The sequence below is a fragment of the Kitasatospora sp. DSM 101779 genome (genome assembly GCF_025655475.1).
Lineage (GTDB): Bacteria > Actinomycetota > Actinomycetes > Streptomycetales > Streptomycetaceae > Kitasatospora.
In genome coordinates this window covers 7226357-7249980 of record NZ_JAHTIK010000001.1, presented here as the reverse complement: position 1 = coordinate 7249980, position 23624 = coordinate 7226357, and the positions used below count along the sequence as shown (strand labels likewise).

General features: G+C 74.3%; 19 protein-coding genes and 1 pseudogene. 4 read left to right on the top strand and 16 right to left on the bottom strand.

Annotation, left to right across the window (positions count from 1 at the left end; genetic code table 11):
* Positions 1-29: 29 nt before the first annotated feature.
* The 3 genes from KSNIM_RS32900 to KSNIM_RS32890 form a co-directional block, all read right to left on the bottom strand.
* Positions 30-1247: an SRPBCC family protein gene (locus KSNIM_RS32900; RefSeq protein WP_263106798.1), complete on the bottom strand. Its 1218-nt coding sequence runs from the start codon at positions 1245-1247 to the stop codon at positions 30-32.
* A 5-nt stretch (positions 1248-1252) separates the two neighbouring features.
* Entirely contained in the window at positions 1253-2014 is a 762-nt protein-coding gene (locus tag KSNIM_RS32895) for a histone protein (protein WP_263106797.1), read from the bottom strand.
* Between the two features lie 340 nt (positions 2015-2354).
* The gene (locus tag KSNIM_RS32890) at positions 2355-3020 is read right to left on the bottom strand and encodes a TetR/AcrR family transcriptional regulator (RefSeq protein WP_263106796.1); all 666 of its coding nucleotides are present in this window, start codon (positions 3018-3020) and stop codon (positions 2355-2357) included.
* A 142-nt stretch (positions 3021-3162) separates the two neighbouring features.
* Here KSNIM_RS32890 and KSNIM_RS32885 point away from each other — a divergent pair, with 142 nt between their 5' ends.
* Positions 3163-4500 carry a YncE family protein gene (locus tag KSNIM_RS32885; RefSeq protein ID WP_263106795.1) on the top strand — a complete coding sequence of 446 codons (1338 nt, stop codon included), beginning with the start codon at positions 3163-3165 and terminating at the stop codon, positions 4498-4500.
* 7 nt (positions 4501-4507) lie between these two features.
* Here KSNIM_RS32885 and KSNIM_RS32880 read toward each other — a convergent pair whose 3' ends face one another.
* From KSNIM_RS32880 to KSNIM_RS32870, 3 genes are all read right to left on the bottom strand, one after another.
* Positions 4508-5095 (bottom strand): SAP domain-containing protein, encoded by a 588-nt coding sequence (locus KSNIM_RS32880; RefSeq protein WP_263106794.1) that lies wholly within the window; start codon positions 5093-5095, stop codon positions 4508-4510.
* A 79-nt stretch (positions 5096-5174) separates the two neighbouring features.
* Positions 5175-5591: a hypothetical protein gene (locus KSNIM_RS32875; protein ID WP_263106792.1), complete on the bottom strand. Its 417-nt coding sequence runs from the start codon at positions 5589-5591 to the stop codon at positions 5175-5177.
* Between the two features lie 128 nt (positions 5592-5719).
* The gene (locus tag KSNIM_RS32870) at positions 5720-6805 is read right to left on the bottom strand and encodes a methyltransferase domain-containing protein (protein ID WP_263106791.1); all 1086 of its coding nucleotides are present in this window, start codon (positions 6803-6805) and stop codon (positions 5720-5722) included.
* A 209-nt stretch (positions 6806-7014) separates the two neighbouring features.
* Here KSNIM_RS32870 and KSNIM_RS32865 point away from each other — a divergent pair, with 209 nt between their 5' ends.
* Complete coding sequence (locus KSNIM_RS32865; RefSeq protein ID WP_263106790.1) at positions 7015-8592, top strand: glycoside hydrolase family 43 protein; 1578 nt, start codon at positions 7015-7017, stop codon at positions 8590-8592.
* Here the strand turns inward: KSNIM_RS32865 and KSNIM_RS32860 are convergent.
* The gene (locus KSNIM_RS32860) at positions 8577-9407 is read right to left on the bottom strand and encodes an alpha/beta fold hydrolase (RefSeq protein WP_263106789.1); all 831 of its coding nucleotides are present in this window, start codon (positions 9405-9407) and stop codon (positions 8577-8579) included. The two genes, KSNIM_RS32865 and KSNIM_RS32860, sit on opposite strands and share 16 nt — an antisense overlap.
* Before the next feature lie 88 nt (positions 9408-9495).
* Positions 9496-10602, bottom strand: coding sequence for a PQQ-dependent sugar dehydrogenase (locus KSNIM_RS32855; protein WP_411543813.1), 1107 nt, complete (start codon positions 10600-10602; stop codon positions 9496-9498).
* Between the two features lie 254 nt (positions 10603-10856).
* Here KSNIM_RS32855 and KSNIM_RS32850 point away from each other — a divergent pair, with 254 nt between their 5' ends.
* Positions 10857-11375: a hypothetical protein gene (locus KSNIM_RS32850; RefSeq protein ID WP_263106787.1), complete on the top strand. Its 519-nt coding sequence runs from the start codon at positions 10857-10859 to the stop codon at positions 11373-11375.
* Between the two features lie 256 nt (positions 11376-11631).
* Positions 11632-12474, top strand: a complete 843-nt coding sequence (locus KSNIM_RS32845; RefSeq protein ID WP_263106786.1) for a DUF4097 family beta strand repeat-containing protein — start codon at positions 11632-11634, stop codon at positions 12472-12474.
* A gap of 80 nt (positions 12475-12554) precedes the next feature.
* On the opposite strand, the gene KSNIM_RS32840 is transcribed toward KSNIM_RS32845, so the two are convergent.
* The 8 genes and pseudogenes from KSNIM_RS32840 to KSNIM_RS32805 all read right to left on the bottom strand — a co-directional run.
* Entirely contained in the window at positions 12555-13667 is a 1113-nt protein-coding gene (locus KSNIM_RS32840) for a glycoside hydrolase family 19 protein (RefSeq protein ID WP_411543812.1), read from the bottom strand.
* A gap of 225 nt (positions 13668-13892) precedes the next feature.
* Positions 13893-15134: an FUSC family protein gene (locus tag KSNIM_RS32835; RefSeq protein ID WP_263106785.1), complete on the bottom strand. Its 1242-nt coding sequence runs from the start codon at positions 15132-15134 to the stop codon at positions 13893-13895.
* Between the two features lie 288 nt (positions 15135-15422).
* Positions 15423-15809, bottom strand: a pseudogene (locus KSNIM_RS32830) (transglycosylase family protein); the annotation flags it as partial.
* A gap of 441 nt (positions 15810-16250) precedes the next feature.
* Complete coding sequence (locus tag KSNIM_RS32825) at positions 16251-16820, bottom strand: GNAT family N-acetyltransferase (protein WP_263106784.1); 570 nt, start codon at positions 16818-16820, stop codon at positions 16251-16253.
* A 64-nt stretch (positions 16821-16884) separates the two neighbouring features.
* Positions 16885-17757, bottom strand: a complete 873-nt coding sequence (locus KSNIM_RS32820) for a PP2C family protein-serine/threonine phosphatase (protein WP_263106783.1) — start codon at positions 17755-17757, stop codon at positions 16885-16887.
* A gap of 85 nt (positions 17758-17842) precedes the next feature.
* Entirely contained in the window at positions 17843-18346 is a 504-nt protein-coding gene (locus tag KSNIM_RS32815) for a methylated-DNA--[protein]-cysteine S-methyltransferase (protein WP_263106782.1), read from the bottom strand.
* A 332-nt stretch (positions 18347-18678) separates the two neighbouring features.
* Entirely contained in the window at positions 18679-21291 is a 2613-nt protein-coding gene (locus tag KSNIM_RS32810) for a bifunctional FO biosynthesis protein CofGH (protein WP_263106781.1), read from the bottom strand.
* Between the two features lie 68 nt (positions 21292-21359).
* The coding region (locus KSNIM_RS32805) for a SpoIIE family protein phosphatase (protein ID WP_263106780.1) at positions 21360-23624 on the bottom strand (2265 nt) is incomplete at its 5' end.

The following is a 23624-nucleotide window of genomic DNA, read 5'->3' as shown; positions in this document are numbered from 1 at the left end:
TCTCCGTGGGCGACGGTCGACACGTCTGCTCACCTGCTCCTTGCGGGGACCCGGCGGCGGGAACGCGGCGCCGTCTCTTCGTCCTCCTCCGGTTCGGCTTCCTCCTCCGGTTCGGCGTCGTCTTCGTAGGAGTCCTCGTCCTCGTCCTCGTCCTCGTCGTCTTCGTAGGAGTCCTCGTCCCCGTCGGAGTCGTCACCGGCGTCCTCGTCGGTCTCGTACTCGTCCTCGGGTTCGTCCCCGGACGCCTCCTCGTCCTCGTCCCTCTCGTCGCCCTCGTCCTCGTCGTAGGGCTCCTCCGGCTCGTACTCGTCCTCGGGTTCCTCGCCGTACTCGTCCTCGGGTTCCTCGTCCTCGTACGCGTCCTCGGAGGCCTCGGGCTCCTCGTCCTCGCGGCCTTCGGCTTCCTCCTCCTCGGCGAGGGCGTCCTCGTGGGACTTGACCACCTTGCTGTCGCGGATCTCGCCCCGCCAGCCCTCGATCCCGTCCGGGTCGAGGATGGTGTGTGTCATGACGTGCCGGCGGAAGTGCTTGAGCTCCAGGCGGGCGCGGCGGCCCTGGGCGCGCCAGATGTTGCCGGTGCGCTCGAAGAGGCCCTGCGGGTGGTACTCGAGCACCATGAGGATCTTGGTGAGGTTGGGCGCGAGTTCGTGGAAGGTGACGGTGCCGTCGACATGGCCCTTGTTGCCCTTGGAGCGCCAGACGATGGTCTCGTCGGGGACCTGTTCGACGATGGTGGACTCCCACGTGCGGTGGGAGAGGAAGATGCCCGCCTTCCAGGAGACCTTCTGTTCGGACTCCTGGTTGGCCGACTCCACCCGTTTGGTGAACTTCGGGAAGTCCTGGAACTGCGTCCACTGGTTGTAGGCGACGCGGACGGGGACGCCGACCTCGATGTCCTCGACGATATTGGTCAGTTTGAGCTTCTTGCCCCCGCCGCCCTTCTTCCCGCCGCCTCCGGTGAGCTTGTTGGAGACGAGCTGCTTCACGCCGGAGGTGCCGGCCGCGAGCATCATCTTCATGGGTGACACGCCGCCCCCGTCCCCGCCGATCTTCTCGGCGGGTCCGTGCTCGACGTAGTCGAGCAGCCGGCCGGTGACGTCGCCGATCTTCTCGCCGGCGGCGGACATCGCGCGTTCGCCCAGTGCGGAGGCGAAATCGCGGGCCTGGTCCTTGAGGCGGTCGGTGGGGAGTTCGTCGAGCAGCGCGCCGATGCCGCCGCCGTCGCGCTCCGTGGAGGTGTCGGCCATCGCCATCACGCTCGCTTCCGTGCCGTGGTGCTGCGCGCCGTCTTGCGGGCCGTGCCCGTGGCCTTCTTGGCCGTCGTCGACGCGGCGCTCTTCGAGCCGGTGCTCTTCGACGCGGTGGCCTTCTTCGCCGTGCCGCTCGCCCTGGAGGCGGTCTTCTTCGCCGTGCCGCTCGCCCTGGAGGCGGTCTTCTTCGCCGTGCCGCTCGCCCTGGAGGCGGTCTTCTTCGCGGCCGGCCGGGTCGACTGGGCGGCGGAGGTCGCGCGCTTCGCGGTGCCGCGGGTGGCACGGCCGGCGGTCGCCTTGGCCGTACGGCGGGCACGGGACGGCTTCTCGGCCTCCTCCTCGTCCTGCTGGGGCTCCTCTTCCTCGTCGGCCGGCTCGTCGTGCTGCGGCTCCTCGTCCGCCTCGGGCTCCTCCTCGTACTCGTCCTCGGGCTCCTCGTCGTCCGGCTCGTCGTCGGCGTCGGAGGAGGCGGAGCGCAGGGACTCCGTCCGGCGCTGGAGCGAGTCGGTCAGCGCGTCGACGCGGTTGCCGGCCGCGGCGACCGCCGCCTTTCGGCCGGCGTCGGCGAGTTCACCGCGGACGCTGCCGGCCAGATCCCGGAGCTGGGGCGATGACTCGAGCAGGCCGCTGATGAGCGCTGCCGGATCGGTGGTCAGGCGTTTGCCGGCAAACATCCCGGCGAGGCCCAGCGCCCACCGGGCCTTGTGGAAGCGCCCGAGGAGGTAGCCCGCGCTGACGGCTGCGGCAAGCTTGGCGTTCTTCATGGTCTGTCCTACGGGGGGTGGGAATCCCCGCCGTCGATCCGTCGCGCATCGAGGATCCGTCCGACGAAGACCCTGGCCCGCCTACCCGGCCGAGTCGATCACAAACAGCGAGCCGAGGGTGGTTGAAATGTCCTCATTGACCAACTGCATGCCACTCTTCATCACGTTCCGTGCCGGATGAGGGGCCCATGGGACGAAGGGTCGGCGCTTGCATCCGGCACCCGGGTGCGGGCCTTCACCGGACGACCTCAGGGCGCGGGCCTTGGGTCACCGCGCTGCCGGCCGCCGGGCCGACGCGTCCTGGCACCGCAGCGGCCGCCGCCACGGCAACCGGCCGCGATCAGCCGGCCGGCCCGGGCGGCGGAAGCGGTGCGTCCAGGATGCCCAGCAGGATGCGGACCAGCTCGGCGACGACTTCGTCGAGGGTGGCGTCCACCCAGCCCTCGGCCCAGTCGTGCAGCAGGCCGTTGACGCCGCCGATGAACGCGGCGGCGGCGACCCGGTAGTCGCGCGGCACCGCCTCGCCGCGGGCGACGGCCGCGGCGGCCTCCGCGCACAGCAGGTCGACCCAGCGGGAGCGGCGGGCCAGCCGCTGCTGCTCCAGCCGCGGGCTGACACCGATGATCTCGACGAAGGTGATCCGCAGCCGGCGCCGGTCACCGGTGACGTGCGCCGCGTAGGCGCCGAAGACCGCCGCGGCGCGTTCGCCGACGGGCAGGCCCTCGGCCCGGGCGAGGGCCGCCAGCGCCGCCTGTTCGGCCCAGTCGTTGACCTGGAGGTGCAGCTCAGCCAGCACGTCCTCCAGGGTGCGGAACTCCTCGTAGAACTGACGGCTCGACAGCCCAGCGGCCTCACAGAGCGCGGCGACCGTGGTGGACCGGTAGCCCGGCGCGTCACCGAAGAGCTGCAGTGCCGCCGCGAGGAAGCGTCGGCGGCGCTCGGCCTGCCGGTCCTCCGCGGACCGGCCCGCATACCGACCGGTCGGCTGTCTCAGCCTGCCTGCCACCGCACCCCCCGTTGTCGACGGTCCCTCATTTTCTCGCGCCCGCCGTCTTGTCGGGACACCCACCCGTCGTTACTTTCAGGTAGCAAATCTGAATGTGCTCGTTTTCAGATCCTCCCTGGACCACCACCCGGAAGGAACGACGATGCCCCGACCCGACCGCCACTCCCCCGCCCGCGCTGCGCGCCGCACCACACTGCGCCGCACCGCACTGGGCCGCACCGCACTGGGCCGCGGTCTGCTCGCCGCCGGCGCCGCGCTGGCCCTGACCGCCGGGGCGGCGAGCGCCGGCGCCGCCCCGCTGCCGGCCGCCGCGGTGTCGGCGCAGACGGCCGGACTGCGCGAGGTGCTCTTCGTCGGCAACAACTGGGACGGCACGGCGGACGTGGTGGGGTCCACCGGCCCACTCGCCCGGATCGGCCGGATCGACGTGATCCCGGACAAGGCGCAGCGGCTCGCCGAGATCTACCTCAACCCGGTGAAGCTCGCCTACTTCCTCGGGGTGCGGCTCGGCCCGGGCGAGGGGCACGACCAGTTCGTCGACGACATGTACTCGACGCCGGACGGCTCCGCCGTGGTGGTCTCCCGGCCGAGCTTCGCCGACGTGGTCTCCATCGACCTGGCCACCGGGCGGATCAACTGGCGCTTCCCGGTGTCGGGTTACCGCTCCGACCACATGGCCGTCTCGCCCGACGGCACCCGGGTGGCGGTGTCCGCCTCGACCGCCAACACGGTGCACGTGCTGGACATCCGGACGGGCCGGCAGCTCGGCTCCTTCGCCACCGGCGACAAGCCGCACGAGAACGTGTTCACCGACGGCGGCACCCGGATCTGGAACATGGCGATCGGCGAGGTCACCACCGCCCTCGACGCACCGTGGCTCGACTGGACGAAGGGCGACCGGCGGATCACGGTGGTGGACGCGCAGACCTTCCGCCAGGTCAAGGTGATCGACATGCGGCAGCGGCTGGACGCGATCGGCCGCCAGGACCTCTCCGACGCCGTCCGCCCGGTGGCGTTCAGCCCCGACGGCTCGATGCTCTACTTCCAGGTGTCGTTCTTCAACGGCGTGCTGGAGTACGACGTCGCCGCCGACCGGATCACCCGGGTCGCCGACCTGCCCGGGAACCCGGCGACCGATCCGGACCGCACCACCTGGGTCAACGACTCCCGGCACCACGGGCTCGCGATGAGCCCCGACGGCGCGCACCTGTGCGTCGCGGGGACGATGGACGACTACGCCACGGTCGTCGACCGGGCCACCCTGAAGGAGGGTCCGCTGGTGGCTGCGTCCAAGCCGTACTGGGCGACGGTCAGCGGGGACGGCGCCTCCTGCGTGATCTCCGAGAGCGGGGCGGACCGGATCACCGCGATCGACTTCGCCACCGGCCGGAAGGTCGCCTCGACACCGGTCGGCGACCACCCCCAGCGGGTCCGTCTCGGGCACGTCGCGGCCGGCTGGACCTCCCCGACGACCCCCTGACGCCCGGTCAGTGCGCGGCGGCGTCGCGGGGGCGGGAGCGGTGGGCCCGCCAGGCGTCCAGCGCTTCGGTGCGGGTGCCGGCGGGGTGCTCGGCGTGCCAGCTCCGCAGGAAGCGGTTGAACTCGAACTGGGCGCCGACCGCCTGCGGTCGGGCCGCCTCGGCCCGGGTCGCGTACCAGTGGCCGACTCCGTCGGCGAGGGTCCGGCCGGCGCTCCCCGCGACGAAGGCGCGCATGTGCGCGTCGAAGTGGAAGGACGGGCCGATCTGCGCGGTGAACCAGGCGCGCAGCACCTGGCTGCAGCGCTGGCCGGCGGGGATCACGGTGTCCCCGTCGACCGGCGCGGCGAGCTGCCGGGCCGTCCGGGCGGGGCGCGGCGGCGGGGCGTCCGGCAGCGGCGCGCCGTCCAGTGCGGCGGCCAGTCTGGCGGTCAGCGCCGCCTTCCCGCCGCCGCGGGGGACGCCCCTCTCCCGGGCCAGTCCGGTCAGTTCCTCGAGCGTCCAGTACCAGCGCAGCAGCTCGGCACCGGTCAGTGCCGCGGTCAGCGGCGGCCTCTGCTCGTGTCCTGCGGTCGTGGTGTCCCCGTCCCCGTTCATCAGGCCATTCTGCCCACGGCCCGGGACGCCCGCGGGAACGGGGGTGGACGGGTTCCGCGCGGCCGGTCGGGCGTACGGGTCAGGCGTGCGGGACGGTGGGGCCGCCGGCGGTGCGGGGGGCGCCGAGCGGGGCGAGGGTGCCGGCGGCGGCGGCCATGCAGTCGGCGAGCAGGGCGGCGGTGCGGCCGGCCTCGTAGAGCTGCTCGCGGGCGTCCCGGGCGGTGCGGATGGCGTCGTAGGCGTCGGCGCCCGCCGGGTCGGGGGCGATCCGGCCGGCGGCCTGTTCGCTGCTGAGGAAGGCTTCGAGCCGGTCGAGGAGCTCGGGCAGGCGGGCGGTGAGGCCGGCCAGCGCTCCGACGGCCTCGGCGGCCTCGGTGGTGTGCAGCAGGCCGGGGCCGCCGCCGCGGTGGGACGCGTCGGCGGCGACGCGGAGCAGTTCGGCCGCCTCGGCGGCGAGTTCGGCGACGGACAGGTGGTGCGGCACGGTCGGGTTCATCGGTGGCCCTCCTCCGGGCGGCTGACGGCGCGTCGGCGGGTCGGCCGCATCGGCGGCCGGTCCCGGGACGCGTGTGCCCGCCCGGCGCGCCGCCACACGGTCGGAGCCCGGTCGGTTCGGACGGGTCGTCAGTCCTTGCGGGCCACGTAGTAGACGTTGAGCGGGTCGCCCTCGATCGACCGCGGCTCGACCTTGCCGAAGCCGGCCTCGGCGAGCATCCGGCGGGCCGTCTGCTCGCCCCACACGGTGCCCAGTCCGGCACCGCCGGTGCTGAGCGAGGTGGTCATGCAGTAGAAGACCGAGAAGCAGTAGAGGGCCGGGCCAAAGGGGTGCCCGACGTTCTCCTCCAGCCGGCTGGAGGCGGCGATGTCACCCATCAGGAAGGTGCCGCCGGGGCGCAGCGCGGCGGCGATCGCGGCGAGGGTGGCGGCCGGTTCGGCGAGGTCGTGGATGACGTCGAAGGCGGTGATCAGGTCGTACGTGCCGGCGATCCCGGTGGAGTCGCCGACGGCGAGGGTCACGTTGGACAGTCCGCGGCGTTCGGCCTCGGCGCGGCCGACGGCGATGCCCTCCTTCGACTGGTCGAGCCCGTGGAAGCGGCTCTCCGGGAAGGCCGCGGCCAGCACCACGGGCGCGTGGCCCTGGCCGGTGCCGACGTCGAGGACGTCGATGCCGGTGCGCAGCCGGTCCGTCAGACCGGGCACGAGCGGCACGATGGTGTCGACCAGGGCCAGGTCGTAGACCCGGGCGCTCTCCTCGGCCTGCAGTGCCTGGAAGCGGGGGTAGGCGGAGTACGGGACGCCGCCGCCGTTCCGGAAGGCGCCGACGACCTGCTGTTCGACCTCGCCCATCAGTCCGACGTACTGCATGATGCCGGCCAGGTTGTCGGGTCCGGCGGCCGCGGTCAGCGAGGCGGCGTGCTCGGGCGGCAGCCGGTAGGCGCCCTCGGCCGGGTCGTACTCGACGATGCCACCGACCACCATGCCGCCGAGCCACTCGCGGACGTAGCGCTCGTCGAGCCCGGTGCGGGTGGCGAGGTCGGCGCTGGTGGCGGCCGGCGAGTCGTCGGCCATGGCGTCGAACAGACCGGCCTGGTGGCCGACGCTGGTCATCAGGGCGAGCGCGGCGCCGTTCAGGACGTCGACCATGCGTCCCGCGAAGGCCTCGGCCTTCGCCTGGTCGAGCTCCCCGCCGAGAGTCTCGGGCTTCGCCATCGGGCACCTCCTGCTGACGGAGCGGCCGGGCCGATCGGGTGCCGCACCTCCAACGTACGCTCGGCCGGCCCCGGCGGCTCCTCCGGCGGGAGCGGTGGTCGAGGTCCGGCTGGCCTTGACTCCGGCAGAGCCGGCGCCGTACGGTCTGGGCGATCCAATCGGAGACTTTTCCGAAACTTTTCGAACCTCCCGAGCCTTCGGAGGCACCCATGCCCGTAGCTCGGGAGGCGGCCGCGCCGCAGTACCAGGACGCCCGCAATCCCGTCCTGCCCGGCTTCCACCCCGACCCGTCGGTCTGCCGGGTCGGCGAGGACTACTACCTGGTCACCTCCTCCTTCGAGTACTTCCCGGGCCTCCCGCTGTTCCACAGCCGGGACTTGGCGCACTGGCGGCCGATCGGGCACGCCGTGGACCGTCCGGAGCAGCTGGCCCTGGACGGCATCCGCCCCTCCGGCGGCCTCTACGCCGCCTCGCTGCACCACGCCCGCGGCCGCTTCCACCTGGTGTGCACCCTGGTCGACGGCCGGCGGCAGGACGGCACCTTCCTGCTCACCGCCGACGACCCGGCCGGCCGCTGGTCGGACCCGGTCTGGCTGCCCGAGGCGCCCGGCTTCGACCCGTCGCTCTTCTTCGACGACGACGGCTCCGCCCACCTGCTCGGCACCCGCCGCACCGACGACGGCGGCCGGACGGAGATCTGGCTGCGCGGCATCGACCTCGACCGCGCTGTCCTCACCGGCGAGGAGCACGTGCTCTTCCGCGGCGCCCTGGTCGACGCCCGCTGGGCCGAGGGCCCGCACCTGTACCGGCACCAGGGCCACTACGTGCTGGTGGTCGCCGAGGGCGGCACCGAGCACGACCACGCCGTCACCGTCGCCCGCAGCCGCCGGCTCACCGGGCCGTACCGGAACAACCCCCGCAACCCGGTGCTGACCCACCGCCACCTGGGGCTCGGCCACCCGGTCACCGGCGCCGGCCACGCCGACCTGGTCCGCACCCCGGCCGGCGACTGGTACGCGCTGCTGCTCGCCTCCCGGCCGTACGGCGGCGGCGGGCACGCCAACCTCGGACGGGAGACCTTCGTCGCCCGGGTGGTCTGGGAGGACGGCTGGCCGGTGGTCAACCCGGGCAGCGGCCGGCTGGAGGAGTCCACCCGGATCGCGCTGCCGCCCCACCCGTGGCCGGAGCCCGCCCCGGTCGACCACTTCGACGCGCCCCGACTGGGGCTGCAGTGGAGCCTGCTGAGGACCCCGCGCAGCACCTTCCACAGCCTCCGTGAACGCCCCGGCCACCTGCGGCTGCGGCTGCTGCCGCAGACCCTCGCCGAGCGGGCGACGCCGAGCTTCGTCGGCCGCCGCCAGCAGCACGCCGACTTCACCGCCGAGGCTGCGCTCGACTTCGCACCCGCGGCGTCCGGCGAGCAGGCGGGCCTGGTGGCGTACTACGACCCGGACCACCACGTCCGGCTGCTGGTGGACGACGACGGCACCGGCGGCCGGGTCGCCCGGCTGACCGTGCGGGACGGCGGCCGGGACACCGTGCGGGCCGAACTGCCGCTCGCCGCGGGTCCGCTGGTCCTCGGCGTGGCCGCCCACGGCCAGCGGTACACCTTCCGCTGCGGCCCCGCGGACGGCCCGGCCGCCGACCTCGGCACGGTGGACGGCCGCATCCTCAGCAGCCGGCACGCGGGCGGTTTCACCGGCTGCCACCTCGGCCTGTACGCCACCGCGCCGCACCCGACCGCCACCACTGCCGACTTCGACTGGTTCCGCTACGCCGCGCTCTGACCGCCTCCGCCGCAGCAGGCCGCGACGAAGGCGGCGAGGTCCGCGGCGGTGCGCCCGGGGTCGTCCCACTGGACGATGTGGCCCGAGCCCTCGTGGACGAGCAGGGCGGACCGCGGCAGGGCGGCCGCCAGCCGCTCCTGGTCCGCCCGCGGCAGGATCCCGTCCCGGTCGCCCCAGATCAGCAGGGCCGGTGCGGTGATCCGGTCCGGGCCCTCGGGGCCGGTCTCGTCGAACAGCGCTTCGACGGTGTCGCGCCACACCCGGGCCGGGACGCGCAGGCCCTCCTGCACCATCAGGTCGACGAAGTCCGGTGGCAGCGGCCGGGCGACGAGCGACTCCACCGTCCCGCGGACCACCGCCGGGTCCAGCGGATCGGCCATCCGGGCGACGGCCTCCCGGAGCGCTCCCGCCTCCGGCTTGTCGGACAGCAGCGCGGGCGAGCCGAGGAGGACCAGGCCGCGGACCCGCCCGGGGTGGTCGGCGGCGTACCGGCGGACGGTGAAACCCGCACTGGACGCGCCGACGAGCACCGGCCGTTCGATGCCGAGCAGGTCCAGGAAGGCGGCAAGGTCGGCCGCGAAGTCCGCCGGACGGTAGCCCTGCGGCGGGCAGTCGGCCCCGCCGTGCCCGCGCTGGCTCGGCGCGAGGACGTGCAGCTCCGCGGGCAGCCCGGCCATCAGCGGTTCGAACGCGCGCCAGGAGTCGCCGACGGCGTGCAGCAGGACGACCGGCGTCCCGGCGGGATCGCCCTGCTCGGCGTACGGGAGGGCCGGCCCGCCCGGCAGGCGCGCGACCCGGGTGACCGGTTCCTCCATACGGCACCTCCCCGCAGTGGCCCCACTCGATGGTCCTGCGCCGGAGCGGTCGGCGCAGGAGCACGGCAGGCTCCGGGGAGACCGGCGGTCAGCTCGGGCGGAAGCGCAGGATCCGGTCGTCGCCCGGACGCGGGTCGCCGCGCCCGTCGGTGTTGCTGGTGGTGACGAGCAGGGTGCCGTCCGGCTCGGCGACCACCGTCCGCAGCCGGCCGGCGGTGTGGTCGAGGACGGCGGTGGGGGTGCCGGCGGTGCCGTCGCCGTTCAGCGGGATCCGCCACAGGCGCTGGCCGCGCAGCCCGGCCATCCAGATCGCGCCGTCGGCATAGGCGATGCCGCTCGGCGAGGCGTCGACCGGGCGCCACTGGACGACCGGGTCGGTGTACCCGGAGCGGCCGGCCTTCCCCTCGACGACCGGCCAGCCGTAGTTGGCGCCGGGCTCGATCAGGTTCAGCTCGTCCCAGGTGTTCTGGCCGAACTCGGAGGCCCACAGCCGTCCCTGCGAGTCCCAGGCGAGGCCCTGCACATTGCGGTGGCCCAGCGAGTAGACCGGGGAGCCGGGGAAGGGGTTGCCGGGGGCGGGTGCGCCGTCGGGGGTGATCCTCAGGATCTTGCCACCGAGCGAGTCACGGTCCTGGGCGAGTCCGGAGCGCCCGGTCTCGCCGGTGCCGACGTAGAGCAGGCCGTCCGGGCCGAAGGCGAGCCGGCCGCCGTCGTGGTTGTCGCCCTTGGGGATGCCGGTGAGCACGGCCCGGGGGTCGGTCAGTTGGGCGCCGGTCGGCCGCGAGGGGTCGTAGGCGAAGCTGACGATCCGGTTGTCGTCGGTGGCGGTGTAGTAGGCGTACAGCCGGCCGTTCGGGCCGACGGCCAGGCCGAGCAGTCCGCCCTCGACGAAGGCGTCCACGCCGGGGACGGTCCCGACGTCGGTGCGCGCGCCGGTCTTCGGGTCGATCCGCAGGATCCGTCCGGTGTCCCGGGAGCCGACCATCAGGGCGCCGCCGGGAAGCCGCGCGACGCCCCAGGGCGTGTTCAGCCCCTCGGCGACCGTGGTGGCGGCCGCCGTGCCGGACGTCCCGGCCCCGGGGCCGGTGGCCGCCGGGGCGGACGAACCGCAGCCGCTGAGGGCCGCACCGAGCACGGGCAGCAGGGCGAGGACGGTGACGGTACGCGGCTTCACGCGGGCCTCCCGGCGGGGCATCGGTCGCCCGGCCCGCGCCGGGCGCCGCTCTCCAGCTCACCACATCCGGGCCGCCGCTTCGCGGGTGATGCCGAATGGCGCCACATAGCACCAATCAGCGCCACTTTGGCGCTGCCGAAGGGGTGCGACGACGACCGGACACCGCCGCAGACCAGGCCGACAGATCGACGCATCCGCAGGTCACCGCGGCGACTTCCCGCCCCCGGAGCCACCGGGACTTGCAGATGGCGCCACTATGATGCCACTATGACGTCATGGACCTCACTCCGTATGTCGACACCCTGCGGCGCGAACTCGCCGTGGCCGCCGAGGCCGGCGGCGACGAAGCCCGCGCGCTGGCCGAGCGGCTCACCGCACCCCTGGAGTCGGCGACCCGCCTGACGATGCTCAACGTGCTCTCCGCCGCGATGGACGAGATCACCCGCGAGCTCGCCCCCGGCTCGGTCGACGTACGGCTGCGCGGACTGGACCCGGACTTCGTGGTGACGCTCCCGCCCACCACCGGCGGCCCCGCGGAGCCGGCCGCCCCGTCCGTCGAACCGCCGGCGGCGCAATCCCCCGCCGACGGCGACGAGGGCGGCACCGCCCGCGTCAACCTGCGCCTGCCGGCCCACCTCAAGACACGCGCCGAACAGGCCGCGGGCCGCCAGGGCCTGTCGGTCAACGCCTGGCTGGTCCGGGCCGTCTCCGCCGCCCTCGACGACGGCGCCGCACCACGCACCACGGAGAAGCCCCGCACCGTCGGACAGAGCTTCACCGGCTGGGTGCGCTGACAGGTGCCTCCGGAGGCGTATGGGTGCCCCGTGGGGCGCGGGGAACCACGCACCACGCATGCGGGCCACCGTACGAACCATGACGTGGCCCGACCGTCATGACACCCGCTCCCGGATTGCGCCGTTCCCCGCGCCCCCGAAGTGATCGTCCGAGCGCCTTCGAAGACAGCTCCCGGCACCCCACGGCCAATCGCTTCACTCACCCACGCCACGTCCCGCACGGGACGGCCCCAGGACCCAGGAGGACGGTACAGCCATGCCTTCTTACGAGACTCCCGAACCGATTTCCGCCCACGTCCAGGTGGCCGCCGGTTCCGTCCGGCTCACCGCGGGCGACCGCCCCGAGACGGTCGTCGAGGTGCTGCCCCGCGACCCGAAGAAGGACCGGGACGTGCGGGCCGCCGAGCAGGCCGAGGTGACCTTCGCGGGCGGCATCCTCACCGTCCGGACGAAGCAGCGGATGCTGGTCGGGCCCACCGGCGCCGTCGACGTGACGGTCGAACTGCCCACCGGCTCACACGTGGAGGTGACCGGCTCCTGGACCCAGGTGCTCGGCGAGGGCCGGCTCGGCGAGGTCCGGGTGAAGACCTCGTCCGGCGACGTCCGCCTCGACACCACCGGGCCGCTCAAGCTGACCGCCTCGCACGGCTCGATCACCGTCGACCGGGTCGAGGGCGCCGCCGAGATCACCACCAGCTCCGGCAGTGTGCGCGTCGGCACCGTCGACGGGCCCGCCACGCTGAAGAACTCGCACGGCACCACCACCGTCGGCACCGCCGTCGGCGACCTGCGGGTGAGCGGCGCCAACGGCGACATCGACATCGCCCGGGCCGAGAGCTCGGTCACCGCCACAACCGCCCACGGCACCCTGCGCGTCGCCGACGTCGCGAGCGGTACCGTCCAGCTGGAGACCGCGTACGGCGCCATCGAGGTCGGCATCCGCAAGGGCACCGCCGCCTGGCTGGACGTCAGCTCCGAGCGCGGGCAGGTGCGGAACACCCTCACCGACTCGGCGCCCCCGGAGGAGGCCGAGGACACCGTCGAGGTCCGTGCCCGGACCCGCTGGGGCAACATCGACGTCCGCCGCGCCCGCGCCTGAGCGGGCTCCCGCCCGCCCGGTGCGCCGACACGGACACGGGCGGGTGCCGTACGGCCCCCGCCCGTCCTGCTCCAGGTGGATCAGCAGCTCAGGTTGTTGCCCGGGACGGTGCCGAGGATCTGGGTGAAGCTCTGGTAGGCGTTGATCCGGCTCTGCACCTGGGCCGGGTTGCCGCCGTTGCACTCCAGGCTGCCGTTGATGCTGCGGATGGTCTCGCCGAAGCCCGCGCCGTTGACCATCGCGTTGTGCGGCGTCATGGTGCCGGGGCCGGACTGGGTGTTCCAGTACCAGAGGCCGGTCTTCCAGGCGACGGAGGAGTCGGTCTGCACCAGGTTGGGGTTGTGCAGCAGGTCGATGCCGAGGGCGTCGCCGGCCGCCTTGTAGTTGAAGTTCCAGCTGAGCTGGATCGGACCGCGGCCGTAGTACGCGGCCTGGCCGGCCGGGCAGCCGTACGACTGCGAGGTGTCGCAGTAGTGCGGGTAGTTGGCGGTGTTCTGCTCGACCACGTACACCAGGCCGCCGGTCTCGTGGCTGACGTTGGCGAGGAAGGCGGCGGCCTCCTGCTTCTTCACCGTGTCGCTGCCGGTGTTGGCGAACGCCGGGTAGGCGCTCAGCGCGGCCTTGAGGCCGGCGTAGGTGTAGAAGGAGTTCCGGTTCGGGAACATCTGGTTGAACTGCGCCTCGCTGACCGGGAATCCGCCCGGGTTCGAGGTCTGGGTCGGGGTGGGCGTGCTGCCGCCGCCCGAGCAGGTGTACGGCTCCCAGTACCAGGTGGAGATCGTCGGGTCGTAGCCCGGGTTGTCGTGAGTGGCGCGGTACAGGTTGCCGTTGGAGTACTTGACGACCGTCCCCGTGGTGTAGGTGCGCCCGGCCACCCAGGCCGGGTAGTCGCAGCTGCCGCCGGTCGGGGTCGGGGTGGAGCCGCCACCGCCGCCGCAGACGCCCTGGTCGGCCCAGACGCCGGAGGCGCCGCCGGGGGTCTCGTTCTGGGTCCACCACTTGGCGGTCCAGTTGTGGCCGCTGTAGGAGGCGGACATGCCCCCGGTGTAGACGGCGGAGGAACTCCACGCGGAGGCACAGGTGCCGGCCGAGGCGGAGGTGGGTATCGCGACCGCGAGGCCTATCGCGGCGGCGCCGGCGGCGGCGGCCGCGAGGAACCGGCGCTTGGCCGGAAGACGGTGCTTCACTGACACGTGATCACCCCTTGGTGCGGTGGGGGCCGCACGGGATCGAGGACGGAGGGGACCGCACGCGGGCCTGCGGACACCGTCGGAAGAGGGGTGCCGGGCCGCCGTTGCGGGGTTGACGAGGACTCAACCAAACTGGTCTATACCTGTCAAGAAGGCGTGGCTGAGCGGAGGTTCAACGGAACCCTAAGAACTCCTCAAGGCGCTCGGCGCGACCTCGCGGGGCGCTGTTCAGGCCTTCCGGCCGGCGGTCGGACGGCGCTCGCCGCGGGCGAGGCGACGCAGCCCCGCGAACCGGCCGAGCCGGTCCATCCGCTCGGCGTTGGCCATCGACGCCCGGTCGAGCTCCTCCATCAGCCGGCGGGAACGGTGCTCCAGCGCGAGTTCGTCGAGCATCCGGTCGATCTCGGCGAGCACCGACCCGTACAGCTGCCAGGCCTCCGGGTCCTCCTGGACGTGCCGCAGCAACTGGTGGGCGACGTTCTCGCGGACGGCCCAGGCGGCCGAGAGCTCGGCGGCGAGCCGTTCCTCGGCCTCCTCGGCGCTGCGGCTGACCTGGGTGGTGACCAGCACCGCGAAGCTCACCAGGGCGCCGCCGACGTGCTCCAGCAGCTCGCCGAGCGGGACGGTGACGTCCGAGGGGAAGAGCCGCTCGTCGCCGTTGCGGCGCTTGGCCAGGTCGGTGAGCGAGCGGGTGAGCACCCGGATGACGACCACGCAGATCTCCAGCGTGTCCAGGCCGGTGCGCAGCACGATGCGGGAGAGCAGGCCCTCGCTGACCCGCGGGTTGAGCCGCAGGCTGTCCTCGGCCTGGCGCAGCGCGGCGTCGACGTCGGCGATCGCCTGGTCCAGCCGGCGGGCCTCGTGCAGCCGGGCCGCGGCCTGCTCGACCGGTGACGGCCGGCCGAGCTCCTCGGCGATCTCCAGCAGCAGCTGGCGGGCGCGGCGGGCGAGGTCCTCGATCGACTCGCCGGCGGTGTCGACCCAGACGGGCGGGGCGAAGACGAAGTTGAAGGCGAGCCCGACGCCGGCGCCGATCAGGGTCTCCAGGACGCGGTCCCAGGCCTGTGAGGCGAGCCGGGTGACGCCGAGCACCAGCATCGCGCTGATCGCGACCTCGTTGACGAACTCGTCGACCCGGACGAAGTGCCCGACCACCAGCGAGGCCAGGATGATCATCCCCAGGCTCCACCACGACAGGCCGACGACGGCGCTGAAGCCGATCGCGATGACCACGCCGACGATCACCGAGTTGACCCGGCGGATGCTCGCCTTGAGGGTGGAGTACACGGTGACCTGGACGACCAGCAACGCCGTCAGCGGCGCGGTGAGCGGGGCAGGCTCGGCGCTGAGCTGTACCGCGACGGCGTAGGAGAGCATGGCGGCTACCGTCGCCCGCAGGTACAGGGCGACGGTCGGGTCCTTGATCCACCGGCGGGCGGCGCTCCCGGTCCGGGTCCACAGATCGCGCATCACTCCCTTGTACCCGTCGCGCCGCCCGGCATCCGGGCGGCGCGGCGCACCCCTCCGGGTGCCGTCGCCCTCGCCGCGACACCCGCAGGGGCGGGAGGTGCTGCTCCCGGACCCGGCTGGGCCCCGTCCTCGCCGCCCGCCACGGCTGACGACCCCATGGACGCGTCCGGGTGCGGCGACGGCCCGCTTCCCGGGTGCGGGGAGCGGGCCGTGCGGGGGTGCGGGGTGCCAGGTCCGGGATCGCCGGTCCGGGCCGCGGGGCCTTGAATCAGGCGGCGGGCCTTACTTGGACAGGCCGGCCTTGACGGAGCAGACGGGCCAGGCGCCCGGACCCTGCGCGGCGAGGACCTTCTCCGCGACGGCGATCTGCTGCGCCTTGCTGGCCTGGTGGGCGTTGGCCGCGTAGGCGTGGCCGCCGAACGCCGCCCAGGTACCGGAGGTGAACTGCAGACCGCCGTAGAAGCCGTTGCCCGAGTTGATGGCCCAGTTGCCCGAGGACTCGCACTGGGCGACCTTGTCCCAGGTCGAGGCCGGGGCGGCCGAGGCCGACGTCGCCGTCACGAGGCCGGCCACCGGCAGGACGGCCAGCGCGCCGCCCATGACGGCCATCCGCACGCGCCTGCCGCGCTTGGTGGCGGTGGCGGTGGCAGCGGTGGTCTCGTTACGGAAAAGCATGCGGTTCCCTTCAAGCGTCCCGGGACGACACCCGGGCACGGGTCAGCAGACCCGATCGGCCTGCGGTTCATGGGGTGAGCGGGCATCCGAACCCTCCGGGCCCTGGGGCCCCGGCGGTGTGCCGCGCTGGATTCGAAGTTACGGACCACCCGCACCCGACACAAGGTTCGGCACCGAACCAGCAGGTCAGGCCCCGGTTACCACCGGTATCCCACCGAACCCGACCCCCATTTCACGGGCCCCACCCCCACCACCCACCCGCCGATGTGACCCGCACCACCGCAAACCGTCCGTGAAGCGGACCACATCGTCGGCAGCGGGTGAGGGGCCGCGGACACCGCGCATACGCCGGACCCTCGTCGCGACACCCCGGGGATGGCGTGGGTCACACCGTGCACGGACAGTGTCGCCGCGGACTCACTCGGCAACCGTTCCCGCAGGTCAGGGAGCCGTCCGGAGCCACTGCTCCCGGGTGAGGGCGTACTCCACGTCCCCGTGCTCGGCGCCCTCGATGTACTCCGGCCACTCCTCGAAGAAGGTCCGGACGTGGCGCAGCCCCGCCTTCTCCAGCACCCGGCGGGACGCGGTGTTGACGGTCATCGTGGTGGCCACCACCCGGTCGGCGCCGAGTTCGGTGAAGGCCAGCCGGACGAGCTCCCGGGCGCCCTCGGTGGCGAGGCCGCGTCCCCACACGACGGGGCGCAGCCGATAGCCGAGCTCCGTCCCGCCGTTCAGGCCCGTGCTGCCGGCCGGGGCCAGCGCGAACCAGCCGAGGAACTCCCCCGTGTCCCTCTGCACCGCGGCGAAGCAGCCCTCCCCGGGCGGGAGCTCCTCGTAGCCGCGGAGCAGGGCCGGGAGCGTCTCGTTCTCGACCACCGGACGCGGCACCGGCCGCCCGTCGTCGATCCGCCGCATCACCTCGGGGTCGCCGTGCAGCGCGGCGAGGTCGTCGAGGTCGGCCCCGGTGAAGCGGCGGAGCAGCATGCGGGCGGTGGTGGCACGGATCAGCACGGCGCGATTCGACCACCGGCGCGGGCCGCCCGGCAACGGAATTCCGGGACCGCGCGGCCGGTGCTCATGCCGGGGCGGTGCCGGCGGGAGGACCGGGCCTCGCGGCGGTGACCGGGAGCATCAGGGCGGTGATGTTGTCCTGCCCCCCGGCGGCCAGGGCATGGTCCACCATGGCCCGGGCGCCGATGAGCAGCGGTCGGTCGGGGGGCGCGGCTCGCTGCCGGGTACCGCGGTCGGCGACATCCCGCAGGGCCGCGGCGGTGGGCAGGTGGCGCCAGAGCCCGTCCGTGCAGAGCAGCAGGCGGCCGGGCACGGCCGGCCGGTAGCTGCGCGTCCGGGGCCTGGGCTCGCCGGCGTCGGCGCCCAACCAGGCTGCGAGGACGTCGAGTTCGCCGGTGTCGTCCTCGGTGAGGGCCATGCCCGGGCCCTCGTCGGGGAGCCAGTAGGCGCGGCTGTCGCCAACCCAGGCGCTCCAGATGCCCTCCGGTCCGGCGATGCCGGCGGCGTAGGTGCACGCGGGTGCCGCGTCGGAGGAGGCGGCCAGGGCGGTCACGGCCCGGCCCGCCCGGACGGCGGACTCGGCGAGGGCCGTCTCCGGCAGGACGCCCTCCGTCAGCCGGGCGGCGAGGGCGGCTGCGCCGACGTCCGCCGCGAGCCGGGCGGCCCGCTCGCCCCGGGGTGCCATGGAGACGCCGTCGCAGACGACTCCGACGGTCCACGGCCCGGCCGTGGCGAGGGCCATGGCGTCCGCGTTCACCCCGCGGTGCCGTCCGCGGTCGCTCACGCCCGCGGCGCCGCCCGCCAGGGTGATCTCCACATGGGAGCGGAACCCGGCACGGACGGCCCCGCAGTCCCAGCACCGCGCGTCGGGGGCGACCGTGCCCCCGCACGCCGGGCACACGCTGTCGTCGATGGTGTCGAGGTTGTTGTCGATCATTCGGAGACCATCCTGCCGGACGCTCCCGCCGACGGACCGTCAGGACGCCGCATCCGCCGGAAGGGTCCTCCGCCGGGCCCGCGGGTCAGCGGGCCGGGCGGGCGCCCTCGTGGGCGAGCAGGTGCTCCTTGGCGGGCAGGCCGCCCGCGTAGCCGGTCAGCGAGCCGTCGGCGCCCACCACGCGGTGGCAGGGCCGCACGATCAGGAGCGGGTTCGCCCCGATCGCGGCGCCGACCGCCCGCACCGCGCCCGGTGACCCGGCGGCCGCGGCGACGGCCGTGTACGTGGTGGTGGTGCCGTACGGGACGGCGTCCAGGGCGGCCCAGACCCGGCGCTGGAACTCGGTGCCGCGCGCGGTGCACTCCACCGCGAAGGCGGTCGCCTCCCCGGCGAAGTAGGCCCGGAACTGGTCGGCCACCACGCGGAACGCCGCGTCGTCCTGCCGCCACCCGTCCTGGACGACGGCGCCGCGCTTCTGCCCCGGCAGCGAGACCGAGGCGAGTGCGGTGCCGCCGGGCGCGGTCGCGGACTCCTCGCCGGCCAGCAGCAGGGGGCCGACCGGGCTGTCGACGGTCGTGTACAGGGTCATGGCGTTGTCCTTTCCGCTGGTACGGACGGTACCGCGCCGAGGCACGGGACCGCCGGTCTCCACTGTGCAGCCCGCACCCGGCGGTCGGCTGGCGGATTTCGGACACGGCAGTTGCGGGGCGGCTTCGCCCGGAGCCGCCCCCGGCCGCCGGAGACGCACGTCTCGGCGGCCGGGTCCGTGCTCCGGCGGGGCGCCCGCCCGCGCGGCGGACGGGGGACGGGAACGGCCGCCCGGGCGGGGCACCGTGCCTGCCCGCCGTCTCACCCGCCCGCCGCCGGGCAAACCCCCCTGTCGTCCGGTCCGGTCCGGGACGGGTCCGGCCCGGAAGAGGTTCAGTCCAGGACGGGCAGCAGGACCGGCAGGTGGCCGTCCGAGGCGAGCGCGGCGGCCCGGCGCTCCGCGGGGACCTCGCCGTAGGTGGTGGTGCGCTGCCGGGCCGGGCGGCCGGCGGCCTCGGCGATCGCCTCGAGGTCGCGCACCGACTTGTGGCTGCCCCAGGAGGAGCCGGCCATCCGGGAGATGGTCTCCTCCATCAGCGTGCCGCCGAGGTCGTTGGCGCCGGAGCGCAGCATCTCGGCGGCGCCGTCGGCACCCAGCTTCACCCAGGAGGTCTGGATGTTGGGGATGTGCGGGTGCAGCAGCAGCCGGGCCATCGCGGTGACCGCCCGGTTGTCGCGGGCGGTCGGGCCGGGCCGGGCGACGCCGGCGAGGTAGACCGGCGCGTTGGTGTGGACGAACGGCAGCGTGACGAACTCGGTGAACCCGCCGGTGCGCTGCTGGAGCTCGGCGAGCAGCCGGAGGTGGCCGAGCCAGTGCCGCGGGGTGTCGACGTGCCCGTACATCATGGTGGAGGAGGAGCGGATGCCGAGCCCGTGCGCGGTGGTGACGACGTCGATCCAGGCGGAGGCGGGCAGTTTGCCCTTGGTGAGCACCCAGCGGACCTCGTCGTCGAGGATCTCGGCGGCCGTGCCGGGGATGGTGTCGAGCCCGGCCTCCTTGGCCCGCTGCAGCCAGTCGCGGATCGACAGCCCGGTGCGGGTGGCGCCGTTGACGACCTCCATCGGCGAGAAGGCGTGCACGTCGATGCCGGGCACCCGCGCCTTCACGGCCCGGGCGATGTCGAAGTAGGCGGTGCCGGGCAGGTCGGGGTGGATACCGCCCTGCATGCAGACCTCGGTCGCGCCGACCTCCCAGGCCTGGGCGGCCCGTTCGGCGACCTGCTCCAGCGAGAGGGTGTAGGCGTCGGCGTCGGTGCGGCGCTGCGCGAAGGCGCAGAACCGGCAGCCGGTGTAGCAGACGTTGGTGAAGTTGATGTTCCGGGTGACGCAGTAGGTGACGGTGTCGCCGACGGTGTCGCGGCGCACCGCGTCGGCGATCGAGCAGAGCGCGTCCAGGGCCGGGCCGTCGGCGCCGAACAGGGCGAGGGCCTGGTCGTCCGTCAGCCGGGTCGGGTCGTCCGCGGCGACGGCGAGCGCATCCCGGACGTCGGCGGGCAGCCTCTCCGGCGCGCCGCTCGCGGCGACCTGCTCGCGCAGCACCTGCCAGTCGCCGTACACCTCGTCGAAGTCGGCGCGGCGGTCGCCGGTGCGGCCCACGGTGTCGATCTCGTGGTGGAGTTCGGTGCGGCCGGAGCCGGTCTGCGGCTCCTCGGGTTCCTGCCAGGGCAGCCCGGCGGGCCGGGCGTCCTCGCGGGCGAGGCCGGTGGCCGGGTCGGCGAGCGCGGTGACGTGCGGCAGGATGCGCGGGTCCAGCCAGGGTTCGCCGCGCTGCACGTACTCGGGGTAGACGGTGAGCCGCTCGCGGAGCGTGAAGCCGGCGGCGGCGGTGCGGGCGGCGAGGTCGTCGATGTGCGGCCAGGGCCGTTCGGGGTTGACGTGGTCGGGCGTCAGCGGGGAGACACCGCCCCAGTCGTCGATTCCGGCACCGATCAGCAGGGCGAACTCGCCGTCCACCAGGTTCGGCGGTGCCTGCAGGCGGACGGACGGGCCGAGCACCAGGCGGGCGACGGCGACCGCGGCGGCGAGCTCCTCGAGTTCGGCGTCCGGCATGCCGCGCATCGCGGTGTCGGGCTTGGCGCGGAAGTTCTGCACGATGACCTCCTGCACGCCGCGGTAGGCACGGGAGACCCGGCGGATCGCGAACAGCGACTCGGCCCGTTCCCGGTACGACTCGCCGATGCCGATCAGGATGCCGGTGGTGAACGGCACCGACGAGCGGCCGGCGTCCTCCAGCACCCGCAGCCGGACGCGCGGCTCCTTGTCCGGGGAGCCGTGGTGCGGTCCGGACGGGTCGGACCAGAGCCGTTCGGCGGTGGTCTCCAGCATCATGCCCATGGACGGGGAGACCGGCTTGAGCCGCTGGAAGTCCGTCCAGGAGAGCACGCCGGGGTTGAGATGGGGCAGCAGCCCGGTCTCCTCCAGCACGCGGACGGACATCGCCCGCACGTAGGCGAGGGTGTCGTCGTAGCCGTGCGCGTCCAGCCACTCGCGGGCCTCCGGCCAGCGGTCCTCGGGCCGGTCGCCGAGGGTGAACAGGGCCTCCTTGCAGCCCGCGGCGGCGCCGCGGCGGGCGATGTCCAGCACCTCGTCGGGCGAGAGGAACATGCCCTCACCGGCCCGGCGCAGCTTGCCCGGCACGGTGACGAAGGTGCAGTAGTGGCAGCGGTCCCGGCAGAGTCGGGTGAGCGGGATGAAGACCTTCTTCGAGTAGGTGATCACCCCGGGGCGGCCGGCCTCGGCGAGTCCGGCGTCGCGGACGCGGGCGGCAGAGGCGCACAGGTCGGTCAGGTCGCCGCCGCGGGCCTGCAGCAGCACCTCGGCCTCGCCCGTGTCCAGCGCGACGCCGTCCCGGGCCCTGCGGAGCGCTCTGCGCATCGCGGTCACGGTCGGGGCGGCGGGCGGCACGGGGGCCGGGGCGGTGGTCTGCTCGGGCTCGGAGGCGTTCATGCGCCGACGATATCGGCCGCGGTCGGCGGTGTGAGCCGCGGTGCGGGTCACACGCCGGGAGGTGCCGGTCACACCTCGGGCAGCGTCTGTTCCGTCCAGATGGTCTTGCCGAAGGGGGTGTGGCGGGTGCCCCAGCCCTGGGTGAGCTGCGCGACCAGCAGCAGGCCGCGCCCGCCCTCGTCGAAGGTGCGGGCCCGGCGCAGGTGGGGGGCGGTGCTGCTGGTGTCGGAGACCTCGCAGATCAGGCTGGTGTCGTGGATCAGCCGCAGCTCGATCGGCGGCCGCCCGTAGCGGATCGCGTTGGTGACGAGCTCGCTGACGACCAGTTCGGTGACGAAGGCGTACTCGTCGAGGCCCCAGACGGCGAGCTGTTCGGCGGCGAGCTTGCGGGCGTGCGAGACGACGGCCGGGTCGGGCGGCACGTCCCAGGCGGCGACCTGGGAGGTGTCGAGGGCGCGGGTGCGGGCGAGCAGCAGGGCGATGTCGTCCTCGGGGGCCTCGGGCAGCAGCAGGCGGAGGATCTCGTCGCAGGTCTCCTCCAGGGAGATGCCGCCGGCGGCGAGGGCGCGGGCGAGGCGCTCGATGCCGTGGTCGACGTCGTGGTCGACGCCCTCGACCAGGCCGTCGGTGAACAGGGCGAGCACGCTGCCCTCGGGCAGGTCGAGTTCGGCGGACTCGAAGGGCAGGCCGCCGAGGCCGAGCGGCGGGCCGGCGGGCAGTTCGGGGAACTCGACGCGGCCGTCGGGGCGGACGACGGCGGGCCCGGGGTGTCCGGCCCTGGCGAGGGTGCAGCGGCGGGAGACGGGGTCGTAGACGGCGTACAGGCAGGTGGCGCCGATGTCGGCGGCCTCGCGGCCGTCCTCGTCGGCGGTCCGCGGGTCGGCCTCCCGGTCGAGGCGCAGCACGAGGTCGTCGAGGTGGGTGAGGAGTTCGTCGGGCGGCACGTCGACGTCGGCGAGGGTGCGGACGGCGGTGCGCAGCCGGCCCATGGTGGCGGTGGCCTGGATGCCGTGGCCGACGACGTCGCCGACGACCAGGGCGACCCGGGCGCCGGAGAGCGGGATGACGTCGAACCAGTCGCCGCCGACACCCGCCTGCGGGCCGGCGGGCAGGTAGCGGGAGGCGATCTCGACGGCGGCCTGGCGGGGGGCGCGGTGCGGCATCATGCTGCGCTGCAGCGCGAGGGCGGTGTTCCGTTCGAAGGTGTAGCGGCGGGCGTTGTCGATGCTGAGGGCGGCGCGGGCGGTGAGTTCCTCGGCGAGCAGGACGTCGTCGGCGTCGAAGTCCTCCTCGGTGCGGTGCCGGGCGAACAGCGTGATGCCGAGGGTGGTGCCGCGGGCGAGCAGCGGGGCGACGATCAGCGAGTGGGTGCCGGACTCGGCGATGCGCTGGGCGCGGACGGGGTCGACGGTGAGCCAGCGTCGGATGTCGGGGTCGTCGACGCGGTGCCGGGAGGGGCGGCCGGTGGCGAGGGCGCGGGCCATCGGGGAGTCGGCGGGCAGGTGGTCGGTCTGGCCGGGCGGGACGGCTGACTCGGGGCAGCCGATGAGGACGGACTGTTCGGCGGCGCGGCGGAAGACGGCGGGGCCGCCGGTGGGGCGGGTGGCTGCCTCGGTGCCGAGGAAGACGCTGTCGAGGAGGTCGACGCTGGCGAAGTCGGCGAAGTCCTCGGTGGCGACGTCGGCGAGTTCCTGGGCGGTGCGGGTGACGTCGAGGGTGGTGCCGATCCGCAGGCCGGCGGCGTTGACCATGGCGAGCCGGCGGCGGGCCCGGTACTCGTCGGTGGTGTCGAGTCCGCCGACGGCGACGCCGCGGACGCCGCCGTCGGGGCCCTTGAGCGGGTAAAGGACGGTCGTCCAGGCGTGCGCGCCGGCCTCGCCGGGTGTGCGGAAGAGGTGGTCGGCGCGGACGGTCTCGCCGGCGGCGAGGACCCGTTTGATCAGGGCGGCGAGGCGGGCGTGCGGCAGCCCGGACCAGCGGTCGGCGGTCTCCGCCATGAGCAGGCCGACGGGTTCGTCGCCCTCGCCCATCATCCGCAGCACCTCGTCGTTGGCGCCGACCAGGCGGGTCTCCCGGTCGTACACGCCGACGGCGATCGGCAGCTGGCTGAACGCCCATTCGCGCAGCTCCCGGTGGCCGGCGACGGCGACGGCCGGATCGGCGGTGACGGCGGGTTCGGCGGTGACCGTCCAGGCGGTGCCGGCGGCGGTGTGCAGCGGGGTGGCGCGCACCTCGGCCGCGACGGGGCGGCCGTCGCGGTGGCGCAGGGCGAGCCGGCCGCGCCACTCGGTGCCGCGGGCGAGTGCGCGGAGTGCCGCGGCGGGCGGCGGGAC

Excerpts from the sequence above, each read along its gene's own strand:
- KSNIM_RS32900 (WP_263106798.1), bottom strand. The coding sequence starts at position 1,247 with ATGGCCGACACCTCCACGGAGCGCGACGGCGGCGGCATCGGCGCGCTG.
- KSNIM_RS32895 (WP_263106797.1), bottom strand. The coding sequence starts at position 2,014 with ATGAAGAACGCCAAGCTTGCCGCAGCCGTCAGCGCGGGCTACCTCCTC.
- KSNIM_RS32885 (WP_263106795.1), top strand. The coding sequence starts at position 3,163 with ATGCCCCGACCCGACCGCCACTCCCCCGCCCGCGCTGCGCGCCGCACC.
- KSNIM_RS32880 (WP_263106794.1), bottom strand. The coding sequence starts at position 5,095 with ATGAACGGGGACGGGGACACCACGACCGCAGGACACGAGCAGAGGCCG.
- KSNIM_RS32875 (WP_263106792.1), bottom strand. The coding sequence starts at position 5,591 with ATGAACCCGACCGTGCCGCACCACCTGTCCGTCGCCGAACTCGCCGCC.
- KSNIM_RS32870 (WP_263106791.1), bottom strand. The coding sequence starts at position 6,805 with ATGGCGAAGCCCGAGACTCTCGGCGGGGAGCTCGACCAGGCGAAGGCC.
- KSNIM_RS32865 (WP_263106790.1), top strand. The coding sequence starts at position 7,015 with ATGCCCGTAGCTCGGGAGGCGGCCGCGCCGCAGTACCAGGACGCCCGC.
- KSNIM_RS32860 (WP_263106789.1), bottom strand. The coding sequence starts at position 9,407 with ATGGAGGAACCGGTCACCCGGGTCGCGCGCCTGCCGGGCGGGCCGGCC.
- KSNIM_RS32855 (WP_411543813.1), bottom strand. The coding sequence starts at position 10,602 with ATGCCCCGCCGGGAGGCCCGCGTGAAGCCGCGTACCGTCACCGTCCTC.
- KSNIM_RS32850 (WP_263106787.1), top strand. The coding sequence starts at position 10,857 with ATGGACCTCACTCCGTATGTCGACACCCTGCGGCGCGAACTCGCCGTG.
- KSNIM_RS32845 (WP_263106786.1), top strand. The coding sequence starts at position 11,632 with ATGCCTTCTTACGAGACTCCCGAACCGATTTCCGCCCACGTCCAGGTG.
- KSNIM_RS32835 (WP_263106785.1), bottom strand. The coding sequence starts at position 15,134 with ATGCGCGATCTGTGGACCCGGACCGGGAGCGCCGCCCGCCGGTGGATC.
- KSNIM_RS32820 (WP_263106783.1), bottom strand. The coding sequence starts at position 17,757 with ATGATCGACAACAACCTCGACACCATCGACGACAGCGTGTGCCCGGCG.
- KSNIM_RS32815 (WP_263106782.1), bottom strand. The coding sequence starts at position 18,346 with ATGACCCTGTACACGACCGTCGACAGCCCGGTCGGCCCCCTGCTGCTG.
- KSNIM_RS32810 (WP_263106781.1), bottom strand. The coding sequence starts at position 21,291 with ATGAACGCCTCCGAGCCCGAGCAGACCACCGCCCCGGCCCCCGTGCCG.